The 19750-nt window shown below is 70.7% G+C and carries 19 protein-coding genes, 1 pseudogene and 1 riboswitch; of the genes and pseudogenes, 10 read left to right on the forward strand and 10 right to left on the reverse strand.

What is annotated here, in order from left to right:
- The 5 genes and pseudogenes from ACIRJP_RS39480 to ACIRJP_RS39500 all read left to right on the forward strand — a co-directional run.
- Positions 1-141 (forward strand): annotated as a pseudogene (locus ACIRJP_RS39480) (4-hydroxy-3-methylbut-2-en-1-yl diphosphate synthase); the annotation flags it as partial.
- Positions 142-167: 26 nt separating this feature from the next.
- Entirely contained in the window at positions 168-2069 is a 1902-nt protein-coding gene (gene dxs, locus ACIRJP_RS39485; protein WP_404185572.1) for a 1-deoxy-D-xylulose-5-phosphate synthase, read from the forward strand.
- Positions 2066-3463, forward strand: coding sequence for an aspartate aminotransferase family protein (locus ACIRJP_RS39490; RefSeq protein ID WP_404185575.1), 1398 nt, complete (start codon positions 2066-2068; stop codon positions 3461-3463). Before dxs ends, ACIRJP_RS39490 begins: the two co-directional genes overlap by 4 nt.
- Positions 3464-3530: 67 nt before the next feature.
- On the forward strand, positions 3531-4139 hold the full coding sequence (locus ACIRJP_RS39495; protein WP_404185578.1) for a helix-turn-helix domain-containing protein: 609 nt from the start codon (positions 3531-3533) through the stop codon (positions 4137-4139).
- Between the two features lie 33 nt (positions 4140-4172).
- The gene (locus tag ACIRJP_RS39500; RefSeq protein ID WP_356087888.1) at positions 4173-4340 is read left to right on the forward strand and encodes a DUF6126 family protein; all 168 of its coding nucleotides are present in this window, start codon (positions 4173-4175) and stop codon (positions 4338-4340) included.
- Between the two features lie 40 nt (positions 4341-4380).
- Here the strand turns inward: ACIRJP_RS39500 and ACIRJP_RS39505 are convergent, their stop codons facing one another.
- Positions 4381-5196, reverse strand: a complete 816-nt coding sequence (locus tag ACIRJP_RS39505; protein ID WP_404185583.1) for a tyrosine-protein phosphatase — start codon at positions 5194-5196, stop codon at positions 4381-4383.
- A 225-nt stretch (positions 5197-5421) separates the two neighbouring features.
- Between ACIRJP_RS39505 and ACIRJP_RS39510 the strand changes: the two genes are divergently transcribed.
- The 3 genes from ACIRJP_RS39510 (at position 5422) to ACIRJP_RS39520 (ending at position 9924) form a co-directional block, all read left to right on the forward strand.
- A complete protein-coding gene (locus tag ACIRJP_RS39510; RefSeq protein WP_404185586.1) occupies positions 5422-7518 on the forward strand; it encodes an alpha-galactosidase in 2097 nt (698 codons plus the stop codon).
- Between the two features lie 297 nt (positions 7519-7815).
- A riboswitch (cyclic di-AMP (ydaO/yuaA leader) is annotated at positions 7816-7972 on the forward strand.
- Positions 7973-7975: 3 nt separating this feature from the next.
- Positions 7976-8893 (forward strand): peptidoglycan DD-metalloendopeptidase family protein, encoded by a 918-nt coding sequence (locus ACIRJP_RS39515; protein ID WP_404185589.1) that lies wholly within the window; start codon positions 7976-7978, stop codon positions 8891-8893.
- A 188-nt stretch (positions 8894-9081) separates the two neighbouring features.
- Positions 9082-9924, forward strand: coding sequence for an SGNH/GDSL hydrolase family protein (locus ACIRJP_RS39520; protein WP_404185592.1), 843 nt, complete (start codon positions 9082-9084; stop codon positions 9922-9924).
- Positions 9925-10064: 140 nt separating this feature from the next.
- On the opposite strand, the gene ACIRJP_RS39525 is transcribed toward ACIRJP_RS39520, so the two are convergent.
- From ACIRJP_RS39525 to ACIRJP_RS39550, 6 genes are read right to left on the reverse strand one after another with little or no spacing between them, the layout of a single operon-like run.
- A complete protein-coding gene (locus tag ACIRJP_RS39525) occupies positions 10065-10943 on the reverse strand; it encodes an STM4011 family radical SAM protein (protein WP_404185595.1) in 879 nt (292 codons plus the stop codon).
- An 8-nt stretch (positions 10944-10951) separates the two neighbouring features.
- On the reverse strand, positions 10952-12325 hold the full coding sequence (locus tag ACIRJP_RS39530) for an STM4012 family radical SAM protein (protein WP_404185597.1): 1374 nt from the start codon (positions 12323-12325) through the stop codon (positions 10952-10954).
- Complete coding sequence (locus ACIRJP_RS39535) at positions 12322-13137, reverse strand: STM4013/SEN3800 family hydrolase (RefSeq protein ID WP_404185621.1); 816 nt, start codon at positions 13135-13137, stop codon at positions 12322-12324. The genes ACIRJP_RS39530 and ACIRJP_RS39535 overlap by 4 nt, the downstream gene beginning before the upstream one ends.
- Before the next feature lie 46 nt (positions 13138-13183).
- The gene (locus tag ACIRJP_RS39540; RefSeq protein ID WP_404185600.1) at positions 13184-14338 is read right to left on the reverse strand and encodes an STM4014 family protein; all 1155 of its coding nucleotides are present in this window, start codon (positions 14336-14338) and stop codon (positions 13184-13186) included.
- Entirely contained in the window at positions 14319-15290 is a 972-nt protein-coding gene (locus ACIRJP_RS39545; RefSeq protein ID WP_404185603.1) for an STM4015 family protein, read from the reverse strand. The genes ACIRJP_RS39540 and ACIRJP_RS39545 overlap by 20 nt, the downstream gene beginning before the upstream one ends.
- 6 nt (positions 15291-15296) lie before the next feature.
- Positions 15297-16253, reverse strand: a complete 957-nt coding sequence (locus ACIRJP_RS39550) for an STM4015 family protein (protein ID WP_404185605.1) — start codon at positions 16251-16253, stop codon at positions 15297-15299.
- Between the two features lie 192 nt (positions 16254-16445).
- On the opposite strand from ACIRJP_RS39550, the gene ACIRJP_RS39555 reads away from it, so the two are divergent.
- Together ACIRJP_RS39555 and ACIRJP_RS39560 are read left to right on the forward strand one after the other, a co-directional pair.
- Positions 16446-16772, forward strand: a complete 327-nt coding sequence (locus ACIRJP_RS39555; protein WP_404185608.1) for a hypothetical protein — start codon at positions 16446-16448, stop codon at positions 16770-16772.
- Positions 16773-16918: 146 nt separating this feature from the next.
- Positions 16919-17920 (forward strand): DUF6745 domain-containing protein, encoded by a 1002-nt coding sequence (locus tag ACIRJP_RS39560; protein WP_404185611.1) that lies wholly within the window; start codon positions 16919-16921, stop codon positions 17918-17920.
- A 69-nt stretch (positions 17921-17989) separates the two neighbouring features.
- Here the strand turns inward: ACIRJP_RS39560 and ACIRJP_RS39565 are convergent, their stop codons facing one another.
- The 3 genes from ACIRJP_RS39565 to ACIRJP_RS39575 all read right to left on the reverse strand — a co-directional run bounded on the left by ACIRJP_RS39565 (position 17990) and on the right by ACIRJP_RS39575 (position 19616).
- The gene (locus tag ACIRJP_RS39565) at positions 17990-18580 is read right to left on the reverse strand and encodes a TetR/AcrR family transcriptional regulator (protein ID WP_266727884.1); all 591 of its coding nucleotides are present in this window, start codon (positions 18578-18580) and stop codon (positions 17990-17992) included.
- 129 nt (positions 18581-18709) lie between these two features.
- Positions 18710-19225 carry a hypothetical protein gene (locus ACIRJP_RS39570; RefSeq protein ID WP_404185615.1) on the reverse strand — a complete coding sequence of 172 codons (516 nt, stop codon included), beginning with the start codon at positions 19223-19225 and terminating at the stop codon, positions 18710-18712.
- Positions 19226-19274: 49 nt separating this feature from the next.
- Positions 19275-19616, reverse strand: a complete 342-nt coding sequence (locus tag ACIRJP_RS39575) for a hypothetical protein (protein WP_404185618.1) — start codon at positions 19614-19616, stop codon at positions 19275-19277.
- Positions 19617-19750: the final 134 nt, after the last annotated feature.

Consider the following 19750-nt stretch of genomic DNA (forward strand, 5'->3'; position numbering starts at 1 on the left):
ATCTTCGTGAAGGGCGAGGTCATCAAGACGGTGCCCGAGTCGAAGATCGTCGAGACGCTCATCGAGGAAGCCCTGAAGATCGCCGAGCAGATGGACGGGGCGGGGAAGCCGTCGGGGACTCCCGCCGTCACCGTGAGCTGAAACAGAACCAGAGAGGGGGCCCGAGCGTGACGATTCTGGAGAGCATCCGGGGGCCGCACGATCTCAAGGCGCTGAACGAAGCACAACTCGACGAACTCGCCCAGGACATCAGGCGGTTCCTCGTCCGGGCAGTGGCCCGGACCGGCGGTCACCTGGGGCCCAACCTCGGGGTGGTGGAGCTCTCGATCGCCCTGCACCGGGCCTTCGACTCGCCCGCCGACCGCATCCTCTGGGACACCGGGCACCAGAGCTATGTGCACAAACTGCTCACCGGACGGCAGGACTTCTCCAAGCTGCGCGGCAAGGGGGGCCTGTCCGGCTACCCGTCCCGCGAGGAGTCCGCGCACGACGTCATCGAGAACTCGCACGCCTCGACGGTGCTCGGCTGGGCCGACGGCATCGCCAAGGCCCATCAGGTACTGGGGCGGAGCGACCACGTCGTGGCCGTCACCGGGGACGGCGCACTCACCGGCGGGATGGCCTGGGAGGCACTGAACAACATCGCCGCCGCCAGGGACCGCCCGCTGATCATCGTGGTGAACGACAACGAGCGCTCCTACGGCCCCACGATCGGTGGCCTCGCCAACCACCTCGCCACCCTCCGTACCACCGACGGCTACGAGCGCTTCCTCGCCTGGGGCAAGGACGTGCTCCGGCAGACGCCCGTCATCGGACAGCCGCTCTACGAGTCGCTGCACGGCGCGAAGAAGGGGTTCAAGGACGCCTTCGCCCCGCAGGGAATGTTCGAGGACCTCGGGCTCAAGTACGTCGGGCCGATCGACGGCCATGACATCGCGGCCGTCGAATCCGCCCTGCACCGGGCGAAACGCTTCCACGGCCCGGTGTTGGTGCACTGCCTCACCGAGAAGGGCCGCGGCTACCCGCCCGCGCTCCTGGACGACGCCGACCGCTTCCACACCGTCGGCGCGATGGACCCGCTGACCTGCGCACCGCTCGTCCCCGCCGGTGGGCCCTCCTGGACCTCGGTGTTCGGGGACGAGATCGCCGCGATCGGAGCGGAACGGCCGGACGTCGTGGCCATCACGGCGGCGATGCTGCACCCCGTCGGGCTGACGAAGTTCGCCGAGGCCTTCCCCGACCGGGTCTGGGACGTCGGCATCGCCGAGCAGCATGCCGCCGTGTCCGCGGCCGGACTGGCCACCGGCGGCCTGCACCCGGTTGTAGCCGTCTACGCCACCTTCCTCAACCGGGCCTTCGACCAGCTCCTGATGGACGTCGCGCTGCACCGGTGCGGGGTGACCTTCGTACTCGACCGGGCCGGAGTCACCGGACCCGACGGGGCCTCGCACAACGGCATGTGGGACATGTCCGTCCTCCAGGTCGTCCCCGGGCTGCGGATCGCCGCCCCGCGCGACGCCGGCGAACTGCGTGCCCAGCTCCGCGAGGCCGTCGCCGTCGACGACGCCCCCACCGTGATCCGGTTCCCCAAGGAGCCGGTGGGGGAGCCGGTCCCGGCGATCGGCCGGATCGGCGGTATGGACGTGCTGCACCGGGCGGACGACCCCGACGTACTGCTCGTGGCCGTCGGCGTACTCGCCCCGGTCTGTCTGAAGGCCGCCGATCTGCTGGCCGGGGCCGGCATCCGCTGCACCGTCGTCGACCCGCGCTGGGTCAAACCGGTCGACGGGGAACTGCCCCCGCTCGCCGCCCGGCACCGGCTGGTCGCCGTCGTCGAGGACAACAGCCGGGCCGGGGGCGTCGGCTCGGCGGTGGGGCAGGCGCTGCGGGACGCCGGGGTCGACGTACCGCTGCGCACGTTCGGCATCCCCGAGCAGTTCCTCGCGCACGGCAAACGTGCCGAGGTGCTGGCCGACATCGGGCTCACCCCGGTCGAGATCGCCGGCCGGATCAGCGCCGCACTGGCCGCCAGGGAGGCGGCGACGAGGACCGAGGAGAGCGGGGAATGAAGGACGACGGGCTCAAGGGATTCGACCTGGCGCGGCTCCTCGCCGAGCGCGGCGCCGAGCGCTACGAGCTGCACACCAAGTACCTCAACCACCAGCTGCCCCGGATGCTCCACACCATCGGCTTCGACAAGGTCTACGAACGGGCCGAGGGCGCACACTTCTGGGACGCGGACGGCAACGACTACCTCGACATGCTCGCCGGATTCGGCGTGATGGGCCTGGGCCGGCACCATCCCGTCGTACGCAAGGCACTGCACGACGTCCTGGACGCCTCGCTGGCCGACCTCACCCGCTTGGACTGCCAGCCGCTGCCCGGACTGCTGGCCGAGAAGCTGCTCGCGCACAGCCCGCACCTGGACCGGGTCTTCTTCGGCAACAGCGGGACGGAAGCGGTCGAGACGGCCCTGAAGTTCGCCCGCTACGCCACCGGCAGGCCCAGGATCCTCTACTGCACCCATGCCTTCCACGGGCTGACGACCGGCTCCCTCTCGGTCAACGGCGAGGACGGCTTCCGGGACGGCTTCGCGCCCCTGCTGCCGGACACCGCCGTCCCGCTCGGCGATCTCGACGCCCTGCGGCGCGAGCTGAAGCGCGGCGACGTGGCGGCACTGGTCGTCGAGCCGATCCAGGGCAAGGGCGTCCACGCCGCGCCGCCCGGCTTCCTGCGGGAGGCGCAGGAGCTGCTGCACAAGCACAGGGCCCTGCTCATCGCCGACGAGGTGCAGACCGGCCTCGGCCGGACCGGCGACTTCTACGCGTACCAGCACGAGGAGGGCGTCGAGCCCGATCTGGTCTGTGTCGCCAAGGCCCTCTCCGGCGGCTATGTGCCGGTCGGGGCGACCCTGGGCAAGGACTGGATCTTCCGCCGCGTCTACTCGTCGATGGACCGGGTCCTGGTGCACTCCGCGAGCTTCGGCTCCAATGCCCAGGCGATGGCGGCCGGGCTCGCAGTCCTCGCGGTGATGGAGGACGAGCAGATCGTCGCCCGTGCGCTCCGCACCGGCGATCTGCTGCGCGACCGGCTGACCGCACTGGTCGACCGCTACGAGCTGCTGCACGAGGTGCGCGGGCGCGGGCTGATGATCGGCATCGAGTTCGGCCGGCCGTCCTCGCTGAAGCTGCGCAGCCGCTGGACCATGCTGCAGGCGGCCCGCAAGGGACTCTTCGCGCAGATGGTGGTGGTGCCGCTGCTCCAGAGGCACCGCATCCTCACCCAGGTGTCGGGGGACCACCTGGAAGTGATCAAGCTGATTCCGCCGCTGGTGATCGACGAGGCGGACGTCGACCGGTTCGTCACGGCGTTCACCGCTGTGATGGACGACGCACACAGCGGAGGTGGGCTGATGTGGGACTTCGGCAGGACACTGGTGAAGCAGGCGGTCGCCAACCGCTGATCCCGGAGGCTTTTGCCTGAGAGGCAAGGAATTTGCCTCTCAGGCAGGATCCTGGCCCAATAGGTACATGAATCCTCCAGACGGAGGGGCGGCCGACGAGCTGCCCGGAGTCGCACCACGCCTGCGCGATCTGCGCCGGAGCCGTGGTCTCACCCTGGAGACCGCCGCTCAGCGGGCCGGGCTCTCGCCCGCCCATCTCTCACGGCTGGAAACGGGCCGTCGCCAGCCCTCGCTGCCGATACTGCTCGGTCTTGCCAGGATCTACGGTACGACGGTCTCCGAACTGCTCGGCGAGAAGCCCCCGGAACGTGACGCGATCATCCGCGGGGGGAAGTACGAGGGAGCCGAGGCGGACGGCTGGATGTACCGGCAGGCCGGCGGTTCCGGCCGGGCCATGCAGGCGCTCCGCGTCCGGGTCCCGCAGGCCGCGCAGAGCGATCTCGTGCGCGTCCACCCCGGCGAGGAATGGCTGTACGTGCTCGCCGGACACCTGAGGGTCTGGCTCGGGGAGACCGTGCACGACCTCGCCCCCGGCGACAGCGCGCACTTCGACTCGCTCACCCCGCACCGCATCACGGCCGTCGACCGTGACGGTGCCGAGCTGCTCTTCGTCCACACCCTGCTGCAGAGCCCCGCCGCCGAGCTGTGCCTCGGCAGCGGTATCCACCGTCGCTGAGACCGGCTCCTCCGGTCGCCAGAGAGGACCGTCATGTCCGATTCAGAGAACTTCGACCCGTTGGGGTCCAGCAAGAACTACGAGGCCCAGGAGCGGAAGTTCCCGCGCGGCGTCGTGATCCGGCTGTTCGCCTACCTCATCGCCGGACACATCTTCGCGGCCTTCCTCTACCTGCTCTTCGCGGTGGCCGGCAAGGGCTGACCTGCTCTGCGCGGTGGCCGGCAAGGGATGACCGGGCCCGCTACCGTGCCTCCTCCAGAAGCCGGTCGCGCAGCCGGTCCCGGGTCTCGGGGGTGAGCGCCAGGCCCTCGGAGAAGTAGCGGTCCGTGCTGCCCCAGGTTTCCTCGATGGTGGCGAACGCCGCCTCCAGGTACTCGGCATGGGCGCCGAAGAGCGGGTTCAGCAGTTCCATCACCTCGGCCGACATGCCGTCCGCCGAGGTGTCGCTGCGCTTCACCTTGTAGCGGCGGTGGGCGTCGTTGGACTTCAGGTAGTCGGCCTCGATGGCCTCGCGCTCCACGCCGACGGCGAGCAGCGACACCGCGATCGACAGCCCGGCGCGGTCCTTGCCCGCCGCGCAGTGCATCAGGGCGGGCACGCTGTCCTCGGCCAGGGCGTGCAGCACCCTGCTGTGCTCGGCGGTGCGGTCCCGGATGATCGAGCGGTACGAGGCGACCATCCGGTCCGTCCCCTTGCCGTCGCCGAGGATCGAGCGCAGCTGCTCGACATCGCCGTTGCGGACCATGTGCCAGAACTGCGAGCCGTCCGCCGGGTCGGAGAGCGGGATGCTCACATTCCGTACGCCCGGCAGCTCGACGTCCAGCCCGTCGAGCCGGCGGTCGGCCGCGTTGCGGAAGTCGAAAACCGTGTGCAGGCCGAGGCCGCCGAGGAACGAGGCGTCCTCGGCGGTGGCGTGCGCGAGGTGACCGCTGCGGAAGAGCCGCCCGTGCCGCACCCGACGCCCGTCCATGGTGGGCAGCCCGCCCACGTCACGGAAGTTGCGGACACCCGCCAGCTCGGGTTCCGTCGACGGGATCTGCGGCAACTGCTGCGTCACGGTGACTCCTGGAGTGTCTGATGCCGGCGCGAGTCGCAGGCAAGGCCACTCCCGCGACGATACGACATTGATTCTTCAGGCAATCATCTCGTCCTATCCCTGTCGATACCCGGGCGAACTCCGGTTCTCCCGCGGCGAATCCGCTCGGGCAATTCCTCGCCGGGCCGTTGCCCGCACCCCACTGATGGTCGATGATGTGCGGAACTGTTCGAATGTGGGGATGCGATGATCGAGACGGGCAAAACCGGCCGGACCTGGCTGCTCACCGGGGCGAGCAGCAGCTACGCACTGCGACTGACCGAGCAGGGCGAGCTGGTCCATCTGCACTGGGGGCCGAGGATCGGCCTCGCGGCGGCCGAGGCGCTGGCCGCCGCGCCGGAGCTGCCCTTCAGGGCCTTCGAGTCCCACCTCGACGGCCGGGAGGAGTACCCGGTGGAGGGCGGGCCCAGGTTTGTCCGCCCGGCCCTCTCGGTGCGTACCCCCGAGGTCCGGGGTACCGAGTGGGCCTTCGGCGCCGCCGAGGCGGACGGGGACGAGCTGCGGATCGGCTTCACCGACTCGGTGCACCGGCTCGCCCTGACCCTGCACTACCGGATGCGGGACGACTCCGACGTCGTGGAGCGCTGGGCCACCGTCGCCCACGCCGGACCGGACGGCCCGCCGCTGGAACTGCTGCGCGCCGACGCGGCCGCCTGGTCGCTGCCGGCCCGCGACGGCTGGCGGCTGAGCCGGCTGCACGGGCGCTGGGCGGCGGAATCGCGGCTCGCGCGGGCGGAGCTGATCCCCGGCGAGAGCGTCATCTCCAGCAGGCGGGGCCACACCGGCCACCAGTTCCTGCCCTGGGTCGCGCTGGACGCCGACGGCGCCGCGACCGAGGAGAGCGGCGAGGTGTACGGCTGCGCCCTCGGCTGGTCCGGGTCGTGGCGGATCTCCGTGCAGCGGCTGCCCGACGGTCTCGTACAGATCACCGGAGGTGCCGGCTACGACGACTCCGGACTGCTGCGGCTGGCGCCGGGCGAGTCGTACACGACGCCCGTCTTCGCCGGTCTGTGGAGCGGGCAGGGGTTCGGCGGGGCGAGCCGTGCCTGGCACGCCTGGCAGCTGGCCCATGTGATCCCGGACGCGGCGAACCTGAGGCCGGTGCTCTACAACTCCTGGGAGGCGACGGGTTTCGACATCGCGCTGGACCAGCAGCGGGCCCTTGCCGAGCGGGCCGCGGCGATGGGCGTCGAACTGTTCGTCGTGGACGACGCGTGGTTCGGGCAGCGGACCAGCGACCGGGCCGGGCTCGGCGACTGGACGCCGAATCCGGACCGCTTCCCCGGCGGGCTGAAGCCGCTGGCCGACGAAGTGCACGGGCTCGGCATGCAGTTCGGTATCTGGGTCGAGCCGGAAATGGTCAATGCCGACAGTGATCTCTATCGCGCGCATCCCGACTGGGTGCAGCACTTCCCCGGGCGGGCGCGGACGGAGTACCGCAACCAGCTGGTGCTCAATCTGGCCCGCCCCGATGTGCAGGAATATCTCTGGGAACAGCTGGACACGCTGCTCACCGAAACTCCCGTCGACTATGTGAAATGGGATTTCAACCGCTGCTTCACCGACGCGGGCTGGCCGGGCGAGGAGTACCCGCAGAAGCTCTGGATCGAGCATGTGGACGCCCTTTACGGGCTGATCGACCGGCTCAGGGCCGCGCATCCCACGGTCGCGTTCGAGTCCTGCTCCGGCGGCGGGGGCCGGATCGATCTGGGGATCCTGTCCCGTACGGACCAGGTGTGGACCTCCGACAACACCGACCCGCTCGACCGTCTCGCCATCCAGGAGGGCTTCGGGCACCTCCACCCGGCCCGGGTGATGGCCGCCTGGGTCACCGACAGCCCGAACGACCAGCTCAACGGCAGGGTCAGCTCGCTGCGCTTCCGTTTCGTGAGTGCGATGGCCGGTGTGCTCGGAGTTGGTGGGGACCTCACCGAGTGGACCGAGGCGGAGCTGGCTGAGGCGCGGACCTGGGTGGACCTCTACAAGGAGATCCGGCCGGTCGTGCAGCAGGGTGAGCTGTACCGGCTGCGTGCGCCGCGCGGCTCGCTGAGCGCGGTCCAGTACATCCACGGGGACGACGTCGTGATCCTGATGTGGCTGGAGGCGCAGCGGTACGGGGAACGGCCCCCGGTTCTGCGGCTGCGCGGACTCGACTCCACGGCGACGTACACCTGTCTGGACACGGGGGCCGTGCACCATGGTTCGACACTGCTGCACCAGGGGCTGCACACCGGACTCCGGGGGGATCTCGACGCTCGGGTGCTGAGGCTCCGACAGGGGTGATCGGCAATGTATGTCCGTAATGGGGGTATTTGCCCGAACATAGCCCCCTTATAAGGGACATGGGGGGTGCCTCGTGAGCGGGATCATATCCGTGACGGTGCGTGGCGACGGGGGAGTCGGGTAATCCGTGCGCCGCGCGGAAAGCCAAGATCCTTAATCCACGGAGTGTGACCGGAATTCCGTGCCGAATTCCCCGGCGCGGATTCCGGTGTGGAACCCGTGGCTTGTTCTCGTCGTCCCGACTCGCTTACGGTCACCGTCAATCCGGTCGGACCGCCTAATCCTGCCGCCGTCCGGAATTCACATCCACTCATCGTGTGGCAGGAGCGGGGGAACCAGGTAAGCCGCCGACCGGAGAAATTCGGCCGGCTCGGGGTGAAGCCGCGCTCAGCGCGGCCGGGCATCTCCAGCCCGAACCCGACAGCTCACCTCGCAGGCGCCGGAGAGGAAACACGCCATGCCCATATCGGGTAAGCACCGTCGTCCGAAGATCAGCACCATCGCCCGTGGCGTCGCCGCGGTGAGCGCCGGCGGCGCGGTCGTCGCACTGCCGCTGCTCGGTGCCACCGGTGCCCAGGCCGCCCCGGCCGCCGCGCCGCAGTCGGCCGCCGCCACGCATGCCGCCCCGGCCGCGCAGAAGCAGGCCGCCACCACGACGTACTCCGTCGTCTCCGGCGACTACCTGTCGAAGATTGCCGCCGAGCACCAGATCAAGGGCGGCTGGCAGAAGCTGTACCAGGACAACCGCAAGGTCGTCGGCGAGGACCCCAGCCTGATCTTCCCGGGCATGAAGCTGACCCTCGGTGTCAAGGCCTCCGGCAGCGCCGCGCCCACCGGCGCCGGCACCGGCTCGGCCCTCCCGTCGAAGGCGCCCTCGGTGGTCGTCGAGAAGTCCGCCCCGGCCAAGTCCTCCGCCGCCCCGGAGTCCAAGGCCCCGGCCTCCGCCCCGGCCGCCACCCAGAGCACCGGCTCCGGTTACGTCCACCCGGTCCCTGGCAACCACACCACCAACTACCGCGCCTCCGGCTCCAACTGGTCCAGCGGCAGCCACACCGGCATCGACTTCCCCGTCGGCACCGGCACCAGCGTCAAGTCCATCACCTCCGGCACCGTCGTCGCCGCGGGCTGGGGCGGCGCGTACGGCAACCAGGTCGTCGTCAAGCACGCTGACGGCCACTACTCGCAGTACGGTCACCTGTCCTCCATCTCCGTCTCGGCGGGCCAGGCCGTGAGCACCGGCCAGCAGCTCGGCCTCTCCGGTGCCACCGGCAACGTCACCGGCCCGCACCTGCACTTCGAGGTCCGCACGGGACCGGCGTACGGCTCGGACATCGACCCGATCGCCTTCCTGGCCTCGCACGGCATCTACGTCTGAGCCGAACGGCCGGGCAGCTGAGCGACAAAGCATGACCTGAGCGACACAGAAGGGCGGTGCGCGGCGGCGCACCGCCCCTTCTGCTTATTCCCCCTTTACCAAAAACTGACCGGGTGGTCTATCTCACCACCCGTCAACCCTTTATTACGGTCGCGTAGGTCACATTCGGCGGTGCAGGATAAGCGTTTGTGGCAGACGATTCGAGAAAAAACCAACGTGGTGTCAACAACCGACAGGGCGTCATCGGGTCGTACGCGGCGATTGGCGACAGCTTCACCGAGGGAGTCGGTGACCCCGGCCCGGACGGGACCTTCGTCGGCTGGGCGGACCGGTTTGCGGTACTTCTCGCGGACCAGCTCCCGGATCCCGATACGACGGGCACGGAAGGCTCCGCGCCCGAAAATTTCAGATACGCCAATCTCGCCGTACGCGGACGCCTCCTCGACCAGATCGTCGAGGAGCAGGTGCCGCGCGCCAAGGAGCTCGCACCCGACCTGGTGAGCTTCTGTGCGGGCGGCAACGACATCATCCGGCCGGGCACCGACCCCGACGACGTGGCCGAGCGCTTCGAGCGCGCGGTCGCCGAGCTGACCGGGGCGGTCGGCACGGTCATGGTCACCACCGGCTTCGACACCCGTGGCGTTCCCGTGCTGCGCCATCTGCGCGGCAAGATCGCCACCTACACCGCCCATGTGCGGGCCATCGCCGACCGCTACGATTGCCCGGTCCTTGACCTGTGGTCGCTGCGGTCCGTCCAGGACCGGCGCGCCTGGGACGACGACCGGCTCCACCTGTCGCCCGAGGGACACACCAGGGTCGCGCTGCGCGCCGCCCAGGTCCTCGGCATCGACGTACCGGCCGACCCCGACCAGGAATGGCCCCCGCAGGCACAGCGCGGCACTCTCGAAGTACGGCGCGACGACATCCACTGGGCGCGCGAGTACCTGGTTCCGTGGATCGGCCGGCGGCTGCGCGGCGAGTCCTCCGGCGACCACGTCGAAGCGAAGCGCCCGGACCTCCTGCCGCTCTAGGGTCTCTCGTTTGGATCATGCCGGGCTCGCGTGCCCCGGCGCCGCGCCTCGCCGCTCCCTGATCCGGCCTGATCCAAACGAAAGACTCCAGACGGCAGTCCGGGCCCGTGATGCCGTCGCTCGGCCGGCCGGCCTGAACCTCAGGCCGGTCCGGCCAGCGACGGCAGCACAGCCGCAGGGATCCGCTCCAGCACACCGCCCGCGAAGACGTCGTACAGCGGAAGCGTCTCCAGGTGCACGTACCCGATGTGGCAGTCGCAGACCGCCAGCGGACAGGCGCGCGGACCGAGCGTCCGCCGGTAGCTCCCGTCGTAGAGATTGCCCAGCTCCGCCGGTACGAAATGGCAGCGGCGCACGGTGCCGTCACCATCCACCGAGATGACCGACTCACCCGTCCGGCAGGGCAGCCCGGCCGACCGGTGCGGATGCCGGCTGTACGGGAAGAGCGGGTCGATGGCCGTCCAGCGGTCCGCCTCCTCATCCGTGTACGTGTGCCCCTCCGCCGCGTTCACCCAGAGATAGACCTCGTCCGGCAGCGCGGCGCGCAGCCTTCGCGCCTCGTCGAGATGGTCGTCGAGCCCGACCACACCGACGCTGTGCCGGATGCCGAGCACGGTCAACTCCCGGCACTTGGCGAGGAACCGCTCGTACGGCGTCTGCCCCGGGTGGTACGTGCACCACAGCGCGATCTTCTCGCGGCCTGCCCCACCGGCCTCGGCCAGCCACCCCGTACGGCTGCTGATGTTGGTCTGGATCGCGACCCGGCGGATGTGCGGCAGGTGCGCCAGCTCGACCAGGGCACGGCGGTACCAGGAGCGGACCAGACCCTCGCCCCACGGCGTGAACAGGACCGAGATCCGGTCGCCGGTCTGCGCCGCGGCCCACGCCGTGAACCGCTCCAGCGCGGCCCGATCGGCGCGCAGCTGCTCCCGGCTGTCGCGCCGCTTGGCGAACGGGCAGTACGGACAGTCGTAGTCGCACGAGGAGAGCGGCCCGCGGTAGAGGATCGTCAGGTCCATCGGCGCGCTCACTTCAGTTCGTACGCGGCCATCGCGGCGCGTACCTCGCAGGAGAAGAGTTCCGGGCCCAGCGCGTCGGAGTGGGCCAGGCCCTCGGCGGAGAGCCGCAGCCGTCCGGACGCCCCGGCCGACGCGTCGAGCCAGCCGCGCGCCTCGAACCGGGCCAGCTCAAGCGGGAAGTCGTCGGCCGGCGAGGTGCCGAACCGCTCCCGGTAGTCGGCCAGTGGCAGCCCCTCGGCCTGGAGCACCGACTGAAGCAGGTGGCGTCGGCGTGCCTCGTCGCCGTCGACGTAACGTCCGACCTCCGCGTGCGAGAAGTCCTCGGTGGCGGTGTAGCCGTCGATGATCGCCCGCACCTCCCGCATCTCCACCGCGTAGTCGAAGGAGTAGTGCAGCTTCGTGGTGTACGAACGGGCGCCGCACCCCAGGCCGATCATGCCGTCGGTCTGGCAGGCGTAGTCGTCGGGCCCGTCCGTCCGCGGGGCGTCGGCGCGGCGGAACATCCGCATCGACACCTGCTCGTAGCCATGGGTCAGCAGGTGGTCCCGGCCCGCGCGGTACAGCCGCAGCCGCTGCTCGTCCCAGGCCGCGTCCGACGCATCTGCCGCGGCCCCGCTGTCGGCACCGAGCCGGCCCAGTCCGGTCAGGGGGCGCACATACAGCGGATAGAGGTACAGCTCCTCCGGCCGCCAGCCGAGCGCCGCGTCCAGTGAGGTGCGCCAGCTCTCCTCGGTCTGCCCGTCGATGCCGTAGATCAGGTCGATGTTGAGGACCGGGATGCGGGCGTCACGTATCCGGTCCAGCGCCGCCTCCACATCGGCACGGCGCTGCGGGCGCACGGCGGCCCGCGCCTCGGCCTCTACGAAGCTCTGCACCCCGATGCTGATCCTGGTCGTCCCGCGGTCGGCGAGGACGGCCAGCCGGTCGGCCGTCGCGGTCGACGGCGACGTCTCGACCGAGAGCGGAACGGACCGCAGGTCGGCACCCATCCGTTTCTCCGCGATGTCGCAGAGCCGCTCCAGCTCCGCCGCGGTCAGGAACGTGGGCGTGCCCCCGCCGAACGCCGCCGCGGCGAACCGCACCGGAGCGTCGTCGCCCAGCGCGTCCCGGACCGCGGCTGCCTGCCGGTCCAGCGCGTCGAGGTACCGGGTCGTCAGCTCACCGGGGGCACCGATCCGGGTGAACAGATTGCAGAAGCCGCATCGGACCTCGCAGAACGGGATGTGCAGGTAGAGCGAGAGCGCGTCCTTGCGCTCGGCCGCCCACAACTCGCGCAGTTCCGGCCGGTCGGCGAGCGGCCGGTAGGCGGTCTTGTGCGGGTAGGCGTACACATAGCTCTGGTACGGCCGGACGGCCGGTGCTGCGGTCGTGGTGCGGCTCATGGCGCGGTGGCCCCCGGTTCCAGGAAGAAGTGCGCGTACGGGACGGTCCAGACGGACTCGTGACCGAGCCGGTGCCCGGTGTAGCCGTCGTCCCCGTACGCCGTGCCGTGGTCCGAGCAGACGATGGCGAAGCAGCGGCGGCGGCTGCTCGCGGCGGCGAAGAGCCTGCCGATGTGGGCGTCGACGTACTCCAGGGCGGCGGCGTGGGTGGCGCGGGAGTCGCCCGCCTCGCGGGTGGCCCCCGGCCGGTGGAACCAGTTGGGCTGGTGCAGGGCGGACACATTGACGAAGAGAAACAGCCGCTGCCCCGCGGGGAGTCCGGCAACGACCTGCTCGGCACGGGTCACCTGGGCCTCGAAGGAGGTGGGCGACGCCACACCGAACTCCGGCTCCCAGTGGCTCTCCTGGAACATGTCCGGCAGTACGGAACCGAGCGGCGGCTGCCGGTTGAAGAAGCCGACACCGCCGATGCACACCGTGCGGTAGCCCACCTCGGCGAGGCCGGAGAGCAGGTCCGGCGTGTCGTAGACGAAGGTCCCGGAGGCGGTGGACTCACTGCCCGCGAAACGCGCCGCGAACAGCCGGGGGTGCGGTCCGGGGCCGGCCGGTGTCGGCAGGAATCCCGCGAAGATCGCCTGGTGGGAGGCGTAGGTGAAGCTTCCCGGCGCATGCCGCTTCTCCCAGACACCGCCCGGCAGATGACGTGCCAGATGCGGAATGCGCCCTTCGGTGGCGAGCTCCACCGCCACGTCGTAGCGCAGTGTGTCGAGGGTGACGAGCAGCAGATCGTGACTGCCCACGATCCCGCTCATGTCCGGTTCATTCATGTCCGGGTTCAGGGCGTCCGCGGGGGTGGTGTCAGGCGGTGGCGCTTGCACGGTGGTTCCTTGCTCTGTTCTGTACGGCGGCGACCTGCGCCGCGTACGTGTCCAGTGCCTCGGCACCGCTGCCGGGAAGCCCGGTCAGGCGCGGCAGCAGATCGCCGAAGGCGTTGACCTCGCCGACGGCGAAGCGCCGCCAGCCGGTCGCGGGCAGCAGATCGACACCCACGCACAGGGTGTCCGGGAAGCACGCCGCCGTCCGTTCGCACACGGCCAGGGCCTCGCTCCAACTGCCGCCCGCCGCCTCGACGGCCGCGCGGACGGCGTCGAGATCTCCGCGCTCGCCGCCGAGATGAAGATTGGTCATGGGGGAGTGGCTGGTGCGTACCACGGCGTGGGTGGCCCGGCCGGCCACCACGACGACCCGAAGGTCCGTCGCCCGGCCGTGCCGGGTGGCCTTGGGCAGCCAGCGCTCGATGTGCAGCCCGTCGGGTGCGAGCGCGTCGACGACCGCCGCGATCTCCGGCTCCGTCGTGATGCGGCGCACCCGCAGGGAGTTGAAGAGCCGGCCGGACGCGTCGCGCTCCACCGAGGTGGTGGCCCTGACGCGGCCCGGCCCGGCCGTCTCCACGGCCAGGACCCCAGAGGCGGACGAGCCGTGCGCGAGCTTCACGAAGACCCTGGACATGCCGTGGTCCGCCATCCGCTCACGTACGTCCGCCCAGTCCCGCACCACGGGTGCCGCGGCCCCCGAGGTCGGTGACGCCGGGACCGGCACCCCGGCCCCGTCCAGTACCCCGTGGCAGAGCCGCTTGTCGAAGAGGACCGCGACATCACCGGGGTCGTCGAGCAGTTCGGCACCGGCAGCGGACGCCGCCCGCGCCACCGTCCGCACGGCCTCGGTGAACCGGGCGTACCAGAGGGCGGATCCCTCGACCCTGGTCGGATCGTCGACGCTCCGCAGCAGCCGCTCCACCTCGGCGTCCTCACCCGGCGAGTCCAGCCGTACGGTCTCGCCGGGCAGGAAGGCGGCTTCGCCGCGCAGGACCTCCAGCCAGGGCACGACGCGCGCCGCCGACAGCCCGGCGGCGCGCACGGCGTCCTGGAAGAATGTGATCCGGCGGTTGCCGGGCACACCCACGACGGCGAAGCGCGGCGCCGGGCCCGCCGTACTACTCGCTGACGGCGACATAGCGGTCGATGTCCTCTTCCGGATCCCAGTACTCGACATCGTCGATCTCGCCGTTCACCCGCTCGGATCCGAGCAGGTTCCTCAGGCGTTCCACCATCGCGTCGCTCATGTAGTGGTGGTGCAGATCCAGCGACTTCAGGTGGGTGAGCGGCTGGCCCGAGAGCAGCGCTTCGGCTCCTTCGTCACCCAGCGTCCCCATCGCGAGGGAGAGCGATTCCAGCTGGGCGACCACCGGGGCGGAGGCCACGGCGGCCGCGATCTCGTCCTGGATCTCACTGTTCTGCAGCCCCAGATGGCGCAGGGCGGGGAACGTCGCACCGGAGAGCAGCGGAGCGAGGTCCTCGACCGTGGCGCCCCCGCCGTACTCGGTGACGCCGAGCCAGAGTTCGAGCCGTTCCAGCGCGGGCAGTTCGCAGGCCCCGATCGCGCGCACGAGATCGGACGGGAGCCCGCCTGACTCGAACCGCAGCGACTTGAGCGACTTGTGGCGCACCGGCCGCAGCCCGATGGCCGGCCCGTCGCCGACCTCTTCGCCGGAGCCGCGCACCGTCAGCTCTTCCAACTCCCCGAACGCCTCGACCACCGGGGTGATGTCGCACATCTTCAGCCACGACAACTCGCATTCCTCGCTGACGACATCGGCGAGGAACAGCGCCCGCAGGGCGGGGAAACGGTCGGCGTGAGCGACCAGCAGATCGACGACCGGGGCGAAGGGCTCGTACTCCTCCTGCCACCAGGGGCCGATCACCAGGGCCTGCACCCGCGTCGTATCGACGGTGTCGAGGAAGTGCTGCCACAGCGGGCCGAACGTCAGATCGCCCTGCCAGGCGCTTTCAAGCCGCCACGCGACCGAACCGGCGTCCGGGAGCGGGGCATCGGTGGCCCGGCCGGGCCCGGGAAGGGTGTGGACGGGCAGGCCGTGGAACGACTCGGGGTGTTCGATGTCAGTCATGGCGCGTCACTCCGAGGCCGAGGTGTAGCGGCCCTCGATGCCGCGGTTGCCCCAGGGCTTCTCGCGCTCCGACACATCGACCCGCACACCGTGCGGCTCCAGCGTCTGTACGATCCGGCGCTCCATCGGCTCGGTCATGAAGTGGTGGTGCAGATCGAGCTGTTCGAGATGGGTCAGTGGCTGGCCGTCCAGCAGCGCTGCCGCGCCCTCGTCGCCCATGGTGCCGTTGGACAGATCGAGGACACGCAGCTGGGCGATGACGGGGGCGGAGGCCACGGCCGCCGCGATCTCGTTCTGCAGCTCGCTGTTGCGCAGACCGAGATGGGTGAGCCGGGGGAAGCAGGTGCCGGAGAGCAGCGGGGCCAGGTCGGCCACATCGGCGTCGCCCCCGTACGCGGAGACACCGAGCCAGAGGTCGAGCCGCTCCAGCGCGGGCAGCTCGCTGTCCAGAACGCCCCGGATCACCCCGACCGGCAGACCGCCGGTCTCGATGGTCAGCGAACGCAGCCGCTCGTGCTTCGTGGCGGAGAATTCCAGGCCGGTACCGCCGCGCACCCCCAGTTCCAGCAGGCCGGGGAAGGCCTTCAGCAGCGCCGTGACGTCCGTCTGCTCGATCCAGGAGATCTCGTTCTCCTCCGAGATCATGTCGCCGACGAAGACGGCCTCCAGCGAGGTCAGCCGATCGGCGGCGGCGGTGATCAGATCGATCGGGTAGGACGAGTCCTCCTCGTAGGACTCGCCCCACTGTCCGACGATCAGGGCCCGTACCCCGGCCGGGTCGACCGCCTTCAGGAACGCCTGGAAGGCTTCCTCCCAGGTGGTCTCGGATTCGTCTTCGTACGGATCGACCGAGATGCGCCAGGCTGCCGCATCGGCGGCCTGCACGGGCGCCTCACCCGTCGTGTACTGGAAGTCGACAGCGGGAAGGCCGAGCAACTCGTGCAGATGGTCCACACCGGACATGACCCTGAGCTCCTGGTACTGGGGGACGGGCTGATGTCCACAAGGTTTATCAAGCCGCACTGACAACGGCGCGACCGGGACCGGCGCGACGGTCCGCCGGCTCAGGCCGGTGCCGGTCGATTGTCAGACCCTCCCCGTAGCGTTTTCCTTCGTGGCCGGCACAGCGGGTGCGGCCATCGAGGGGAGACGTCTGTGTACCGGCAGGGCGATGTACTGATCGTGTCGTTGGACGAGTCGGCGGTGCCCGCGCATCTCGTGGACGCGCCGGGTGAGCCGAGGGACGGCAAGGGCCGTATGGTCCTCGCGCTGGGCGAGGTCACCGGCCATGCCCACGCGGTCCAGGGGCCGGGCCGGCTGATGCGCGAGGCGGGGGTGTTCGGGCCGATGCTGCTCCATCTCCCCGAGGGCGGACGGGTGGTGCACGAGGAGCATGAGGTGATCCCGCTGTCGAAGGGCTGGTACCGCGTGGTGCGCCAGCGGGAGTACACACCGGGCGCCTTCCGCGTCGTCGCGGACTGACGGCCTCCGGGCAAGGGCCCGGAGACCCCGCGTCGCACGACGCGCAGCGCGCCACGCACAACCCAGCACGTAAATGCGCAGCACACAACACGCAGAACGCCACACGCAGAACACCGATCGCAGAACACAGGGGACGGGGAAGACCGATGCAGTACGTGGACTCATGGCGGACCGTGGCAGCGGCGACCGGCGCGGCCGACCGGTCCGCGGCCGAGGACGGGCTGCGGCTCGCCTACCGCAGCGCCGGGCTCGCCGAGCCGGAGCGGATCGTCTGGGTCGATTCGCCCAGGGCCGCGGTGGAGGCCGTCGAGAAGCTCGTCGACGCCGGGCGCTCGGTGCGCGACGAGATACGGACCCGGCCCTGGGCGCAGGAGCGCCGCCGGATGTATGACGAACTGGGTCCGGCGGGCTGGTCCGCGCTGTGGTCCGCCACGGGCGCGCAGCTCTGGGAGACCACCGCGGCGCTCGCCGAGCGGATCAGGGCCGGTGTGGTCGCGGATCTCGCCCAGCGCCCCGAGGACGAGTCCGACGTCCGGCTGGTGCTGCTCGACGCGGTCCTCGGCCAGCACGACGCGGCCTGGCTCGCCGCTTTCGACGGCCGGGGCGACCGGCTCGACGGTCTGGCCGAGGTCGCCAGGCACGCGGGCTGGTGGTGGCCCTACGAGCGCGCCGTGGTGATCAGCGAGCGCCCGGAGGCGCTGCACCGGGACGAGGCGGGCCGGCTCGACCGCGGGGACGGTCCGGCGCTCGCTTTCCGTGACGGCTTCGCCCTCCACGCCTGGCGCGGCATGCCCGTGCCCGCCGAGTTCCTGGAGGAGCTGAATTCCCTCACCCCGAAGCGGATACGTGAGGAGGAGAACGCGGAACTGCGCCGCGTGATGCTCGAGTTCTACGGATACGACCGCTACCTCACCGAATCCGGCGCCGAGCCGGTGCACCGCGACGAGACGGGCGTGCTCTGGCGCATCGCGATGGACGGCGACGAGGACGTGGTGATGGTCGAGGTGGTCAATTCCACCCCGGAGCCGGACGGCACGCACCGCGTCTACTGGCTTCGGGTGCCGCCGAGTACGAGGACCGCGAAGGACGGTGTGGCGTGGACGTTCGGACTTCAGGGCGAGGCGTACGCACCGGTGCGCCAGACCTGACCACCGTCGGCCGTCCGGACCGCGCGGCCGGACCACGGCCCGGAGCGCCGACGGGGGCGGCGGGCGGGCTCAGGCTGTCAGTGCCTCGTGGTCGATGCCGAGTTCGCGGGCGAGTGCCTCGTCGGTCCAGGCCAGCATGGTGGCCCGGGAGAGCGGGCCCGCGTACGAAGTCGTCTGGACGGCCAGGCCGTCCAGCAGGGCGGTCAGCCGCCAGGCCGCGGACATCGGGTCGTCGCAGTGGAACTCACCGGCGGCGGCGCCCTCTTCGATGACCTCCGCCAGTTCGGCCTTCCACTGCTGGTCGAGGTCGCCGGCCACATTGCGCAGCGCCGGGTCGCGCAGCGAGGCGGCCCAGCCCTCGATCCACAGCCGCCACCCCTTGGCCTGCCCCGTCGGCGCGTACCAGCGGACGGCGGCGCGCAGCCGCCGTACCGCACTGGTGCGGCGGCCCAGCACCTTGCGCAGCTGGGCGAGGTCGGCCTCGGCGGCATGCGCGAAAGCCGCCGCGACCAGTTTCTCCTTGGTCGAGAAGTGATAGAGCACGAGCGCGTTGCTCACTCCGAGCACAGCGGCCACATCGGCGATCCGGACTGCCGAGACACCCCGGACCTCGATCTGTTCGATGGCAGCGCGCAGTAGCTCCTCACGTCGCTCCGCCACGCTCAACCGCACTCTCGCCACGGCGTCACCCTAGCGAATATGCCAGGCGCGGGAAGAGCGGGGGCGGAGCCGTCCACGACCCCGCCCGCCTTCCTCGACCGGCGCCGCCCCGGGCGCCGGCCCGCGCCGTCAGCACCAGATGTCGGCGCAGCCGGAGTTGTACGCGTCGATCAGCGTCTCCGTCAGCGAGGCACCCGAGGCGTCGGTGACGGTGGACCTCAGATCGACCTCGGCGGTCCCGAGCGCCGGCACGGTGACCTTCCAGCGGTCGTCGGCACCACGGGCAGCCGTGGCCGGCTCCCAGTCGGTGCCGTCCGTGGCGTACCAGACCTTCAACGAGGCAATGCGCAGCGCCTTCGGGACCCCCTGCGCGGTGAGACGGACCGTGTGGTCGAGCGGCTTTCCGGGGTCGGCCGCGTTCTCGCCGGAGAGCGGGAGCTGGTAATCGAGGCCCAGCAGCCGGGCCGGGGCGGCTGACTTCCCGTGCCCGGAGCGCAGCCGCCATTCGCTGGTGACCCTGGTCCCGAGCATCCACGTCACCGGGTCCGGCGACGTTCGGGTGGCATCGACTGTCAGCCGGTACCAGCCCTTCTCGCGCGGCAGGTCGAACGTGGCGCGTCCCGGTGCGGCACAGCGGGGCAGCACCTTTCCGCTGTCGTCCGCGAGGACCGTGCTCCCGAGGCGGCGAGTTCGGTCACGTCGAACAGCCGCTGGTCCACCCGGCCGCGGGAGACTGGCCGACGGCGTCGATCGGAACGGCGTACTCGTGGCCGCCCGCACGGAAGCGGGTGAAGCCCATGCCCTCACGCCCCCCGCCGGGCACGATCGAGCTGATCTGTACGCCGTTGCCGTGGCCGGAGCACGTCACCACGTCGCCGGTCAGCAGGGTGACGGTGCTGCCCCGGCCGGCCATGGCCGGGGATGTGGAGGGGTCGGCGAAGGCGGGGGTGCTGTCGGCGGTGGCGGGCAGTGCTCCACCGGCAAGGGCGGCGGCTAGCGCGGTGGCGCGGACCGCCATCCATCTGGTCCGTCTCATTCTCGCCTCGTGAACTCGGGGGTTCTCAGAGGGCGTTTAATCTAGGCAAATTGCCCTTTCTGCCCTAGTAGGTTCCTCGCCAGGTGGGGGTGGTCTCGTCCGTTATGCGCTTGGCGAGGTTGTCGATCGAGGCG

The organism is Streptomyces sp. NPDC102437 (genome assembly GCF_044765565.1).
Taxonomy (GTDB): domain Bacteria; phylum Actinomycetota; class Actinomycetes; order Streptomycetales; family Streptomycetaceae; genus Streptomyces.

Excerpts from the sequence above, each read along its gene's own strand:
- ACIRJP_RS39540 (WP_404185600.1), bottom strand. The coding sequence starts at position 14,338 with ATGTCGCCGTCAGCGAGTAGTACGGCGGGCCCGGCGCCGCGCTTCGCC.
- ACIRJP_RS39535 (WP_404185621.1), bottom strand. The coding sequence starts at position 13,137 with ATGAGCGGGATCGTGGGCAGTCACGATCTGCTGCTCGTCACCCTCGAC.
- ACIRJP_RS39545 (WP_404185603.1), bottom strand. The coding sequence starts at position 15,290 with ATGACTGACATCGAACACCCCGAGTCGTTCCACGGCCTGCCCGTCCAC.
- ACIRJP_RS39575 (WP_404185618.1), bottom strand. The coding sequence starts at position 19,616 with ATGAGACGGACCAGATGGATGGCGGTCCGCGCCACCGCGCTAGCCGCC.
- ACIRJP_RS39495 (WP_404185578.1), top strand. The coding sequence starts at position 3,531 with ATGAATCCTCCAGACGGAGGGGCGGCCGACGAGCTGCCCGGAGTCGCA.
- ACIRJP_RS39550 (WP_404185605.1), bottom strand. The coding sequence starts at position 16,253 with ATGTCCGGTGTGGACCATCTGCACGAGTTGCTCGGCCTTCCCGCTGTC.
- ACIRJP_RS39530 (WP_404185597.1), bottom strand. The coding sequence starts at position 12,325 with ATGAGCCGCACCACGACCGCAGCACCGGCCGTCCGGCCGTACCAGAGC.
- ACIRJP_RS39500 (WP_356087888.1), top strand. The coding sequence starts at position 4,173 with ATGTCCGATTCAGAGAACTTCGACCCGTTGGGGTCCAGCAAGAACTAC.
- ACIRJP_RS39560 (WP_404185611.1), top strand. The coding sequence starts at position 16,919 with ATGCAGTACGTGGACTCATGGCGGACCGTGGCAGCGGCGACCGGCGCG.
- ACIRJP_RS39490 (WP_404185575.1), top strand. The coding sequence starts at position 2,066 with ATGAAGGACGACGGGCTCAAGGGATTCGACCTGGCGCGGCTCCTCGCC.
- ACIRJP_RS39510 (WP_404185586.1), top strand. The coding sequence starts at position 5,422 with ATGATCGAGACGGGCAAAACCGGCCGGACCTGGCTGCTCACCGGGGCG.
- ACIRJP_RS39515 (WP_404185589.1), top strand. The coding sequence starts at position 7,976 with ATGCCCATATCGGGTAAGCACCGTCGTCCGAAGATCAGCACCATCGCC.
- ACIRJP_RS39525 (WP_404185595.1), bottom strand. The coding sequence starts at position 10,943 with ATGGACCTGACGATCCTCTACCGCGGGCCGCTCTCCTCGTGCGACTAC.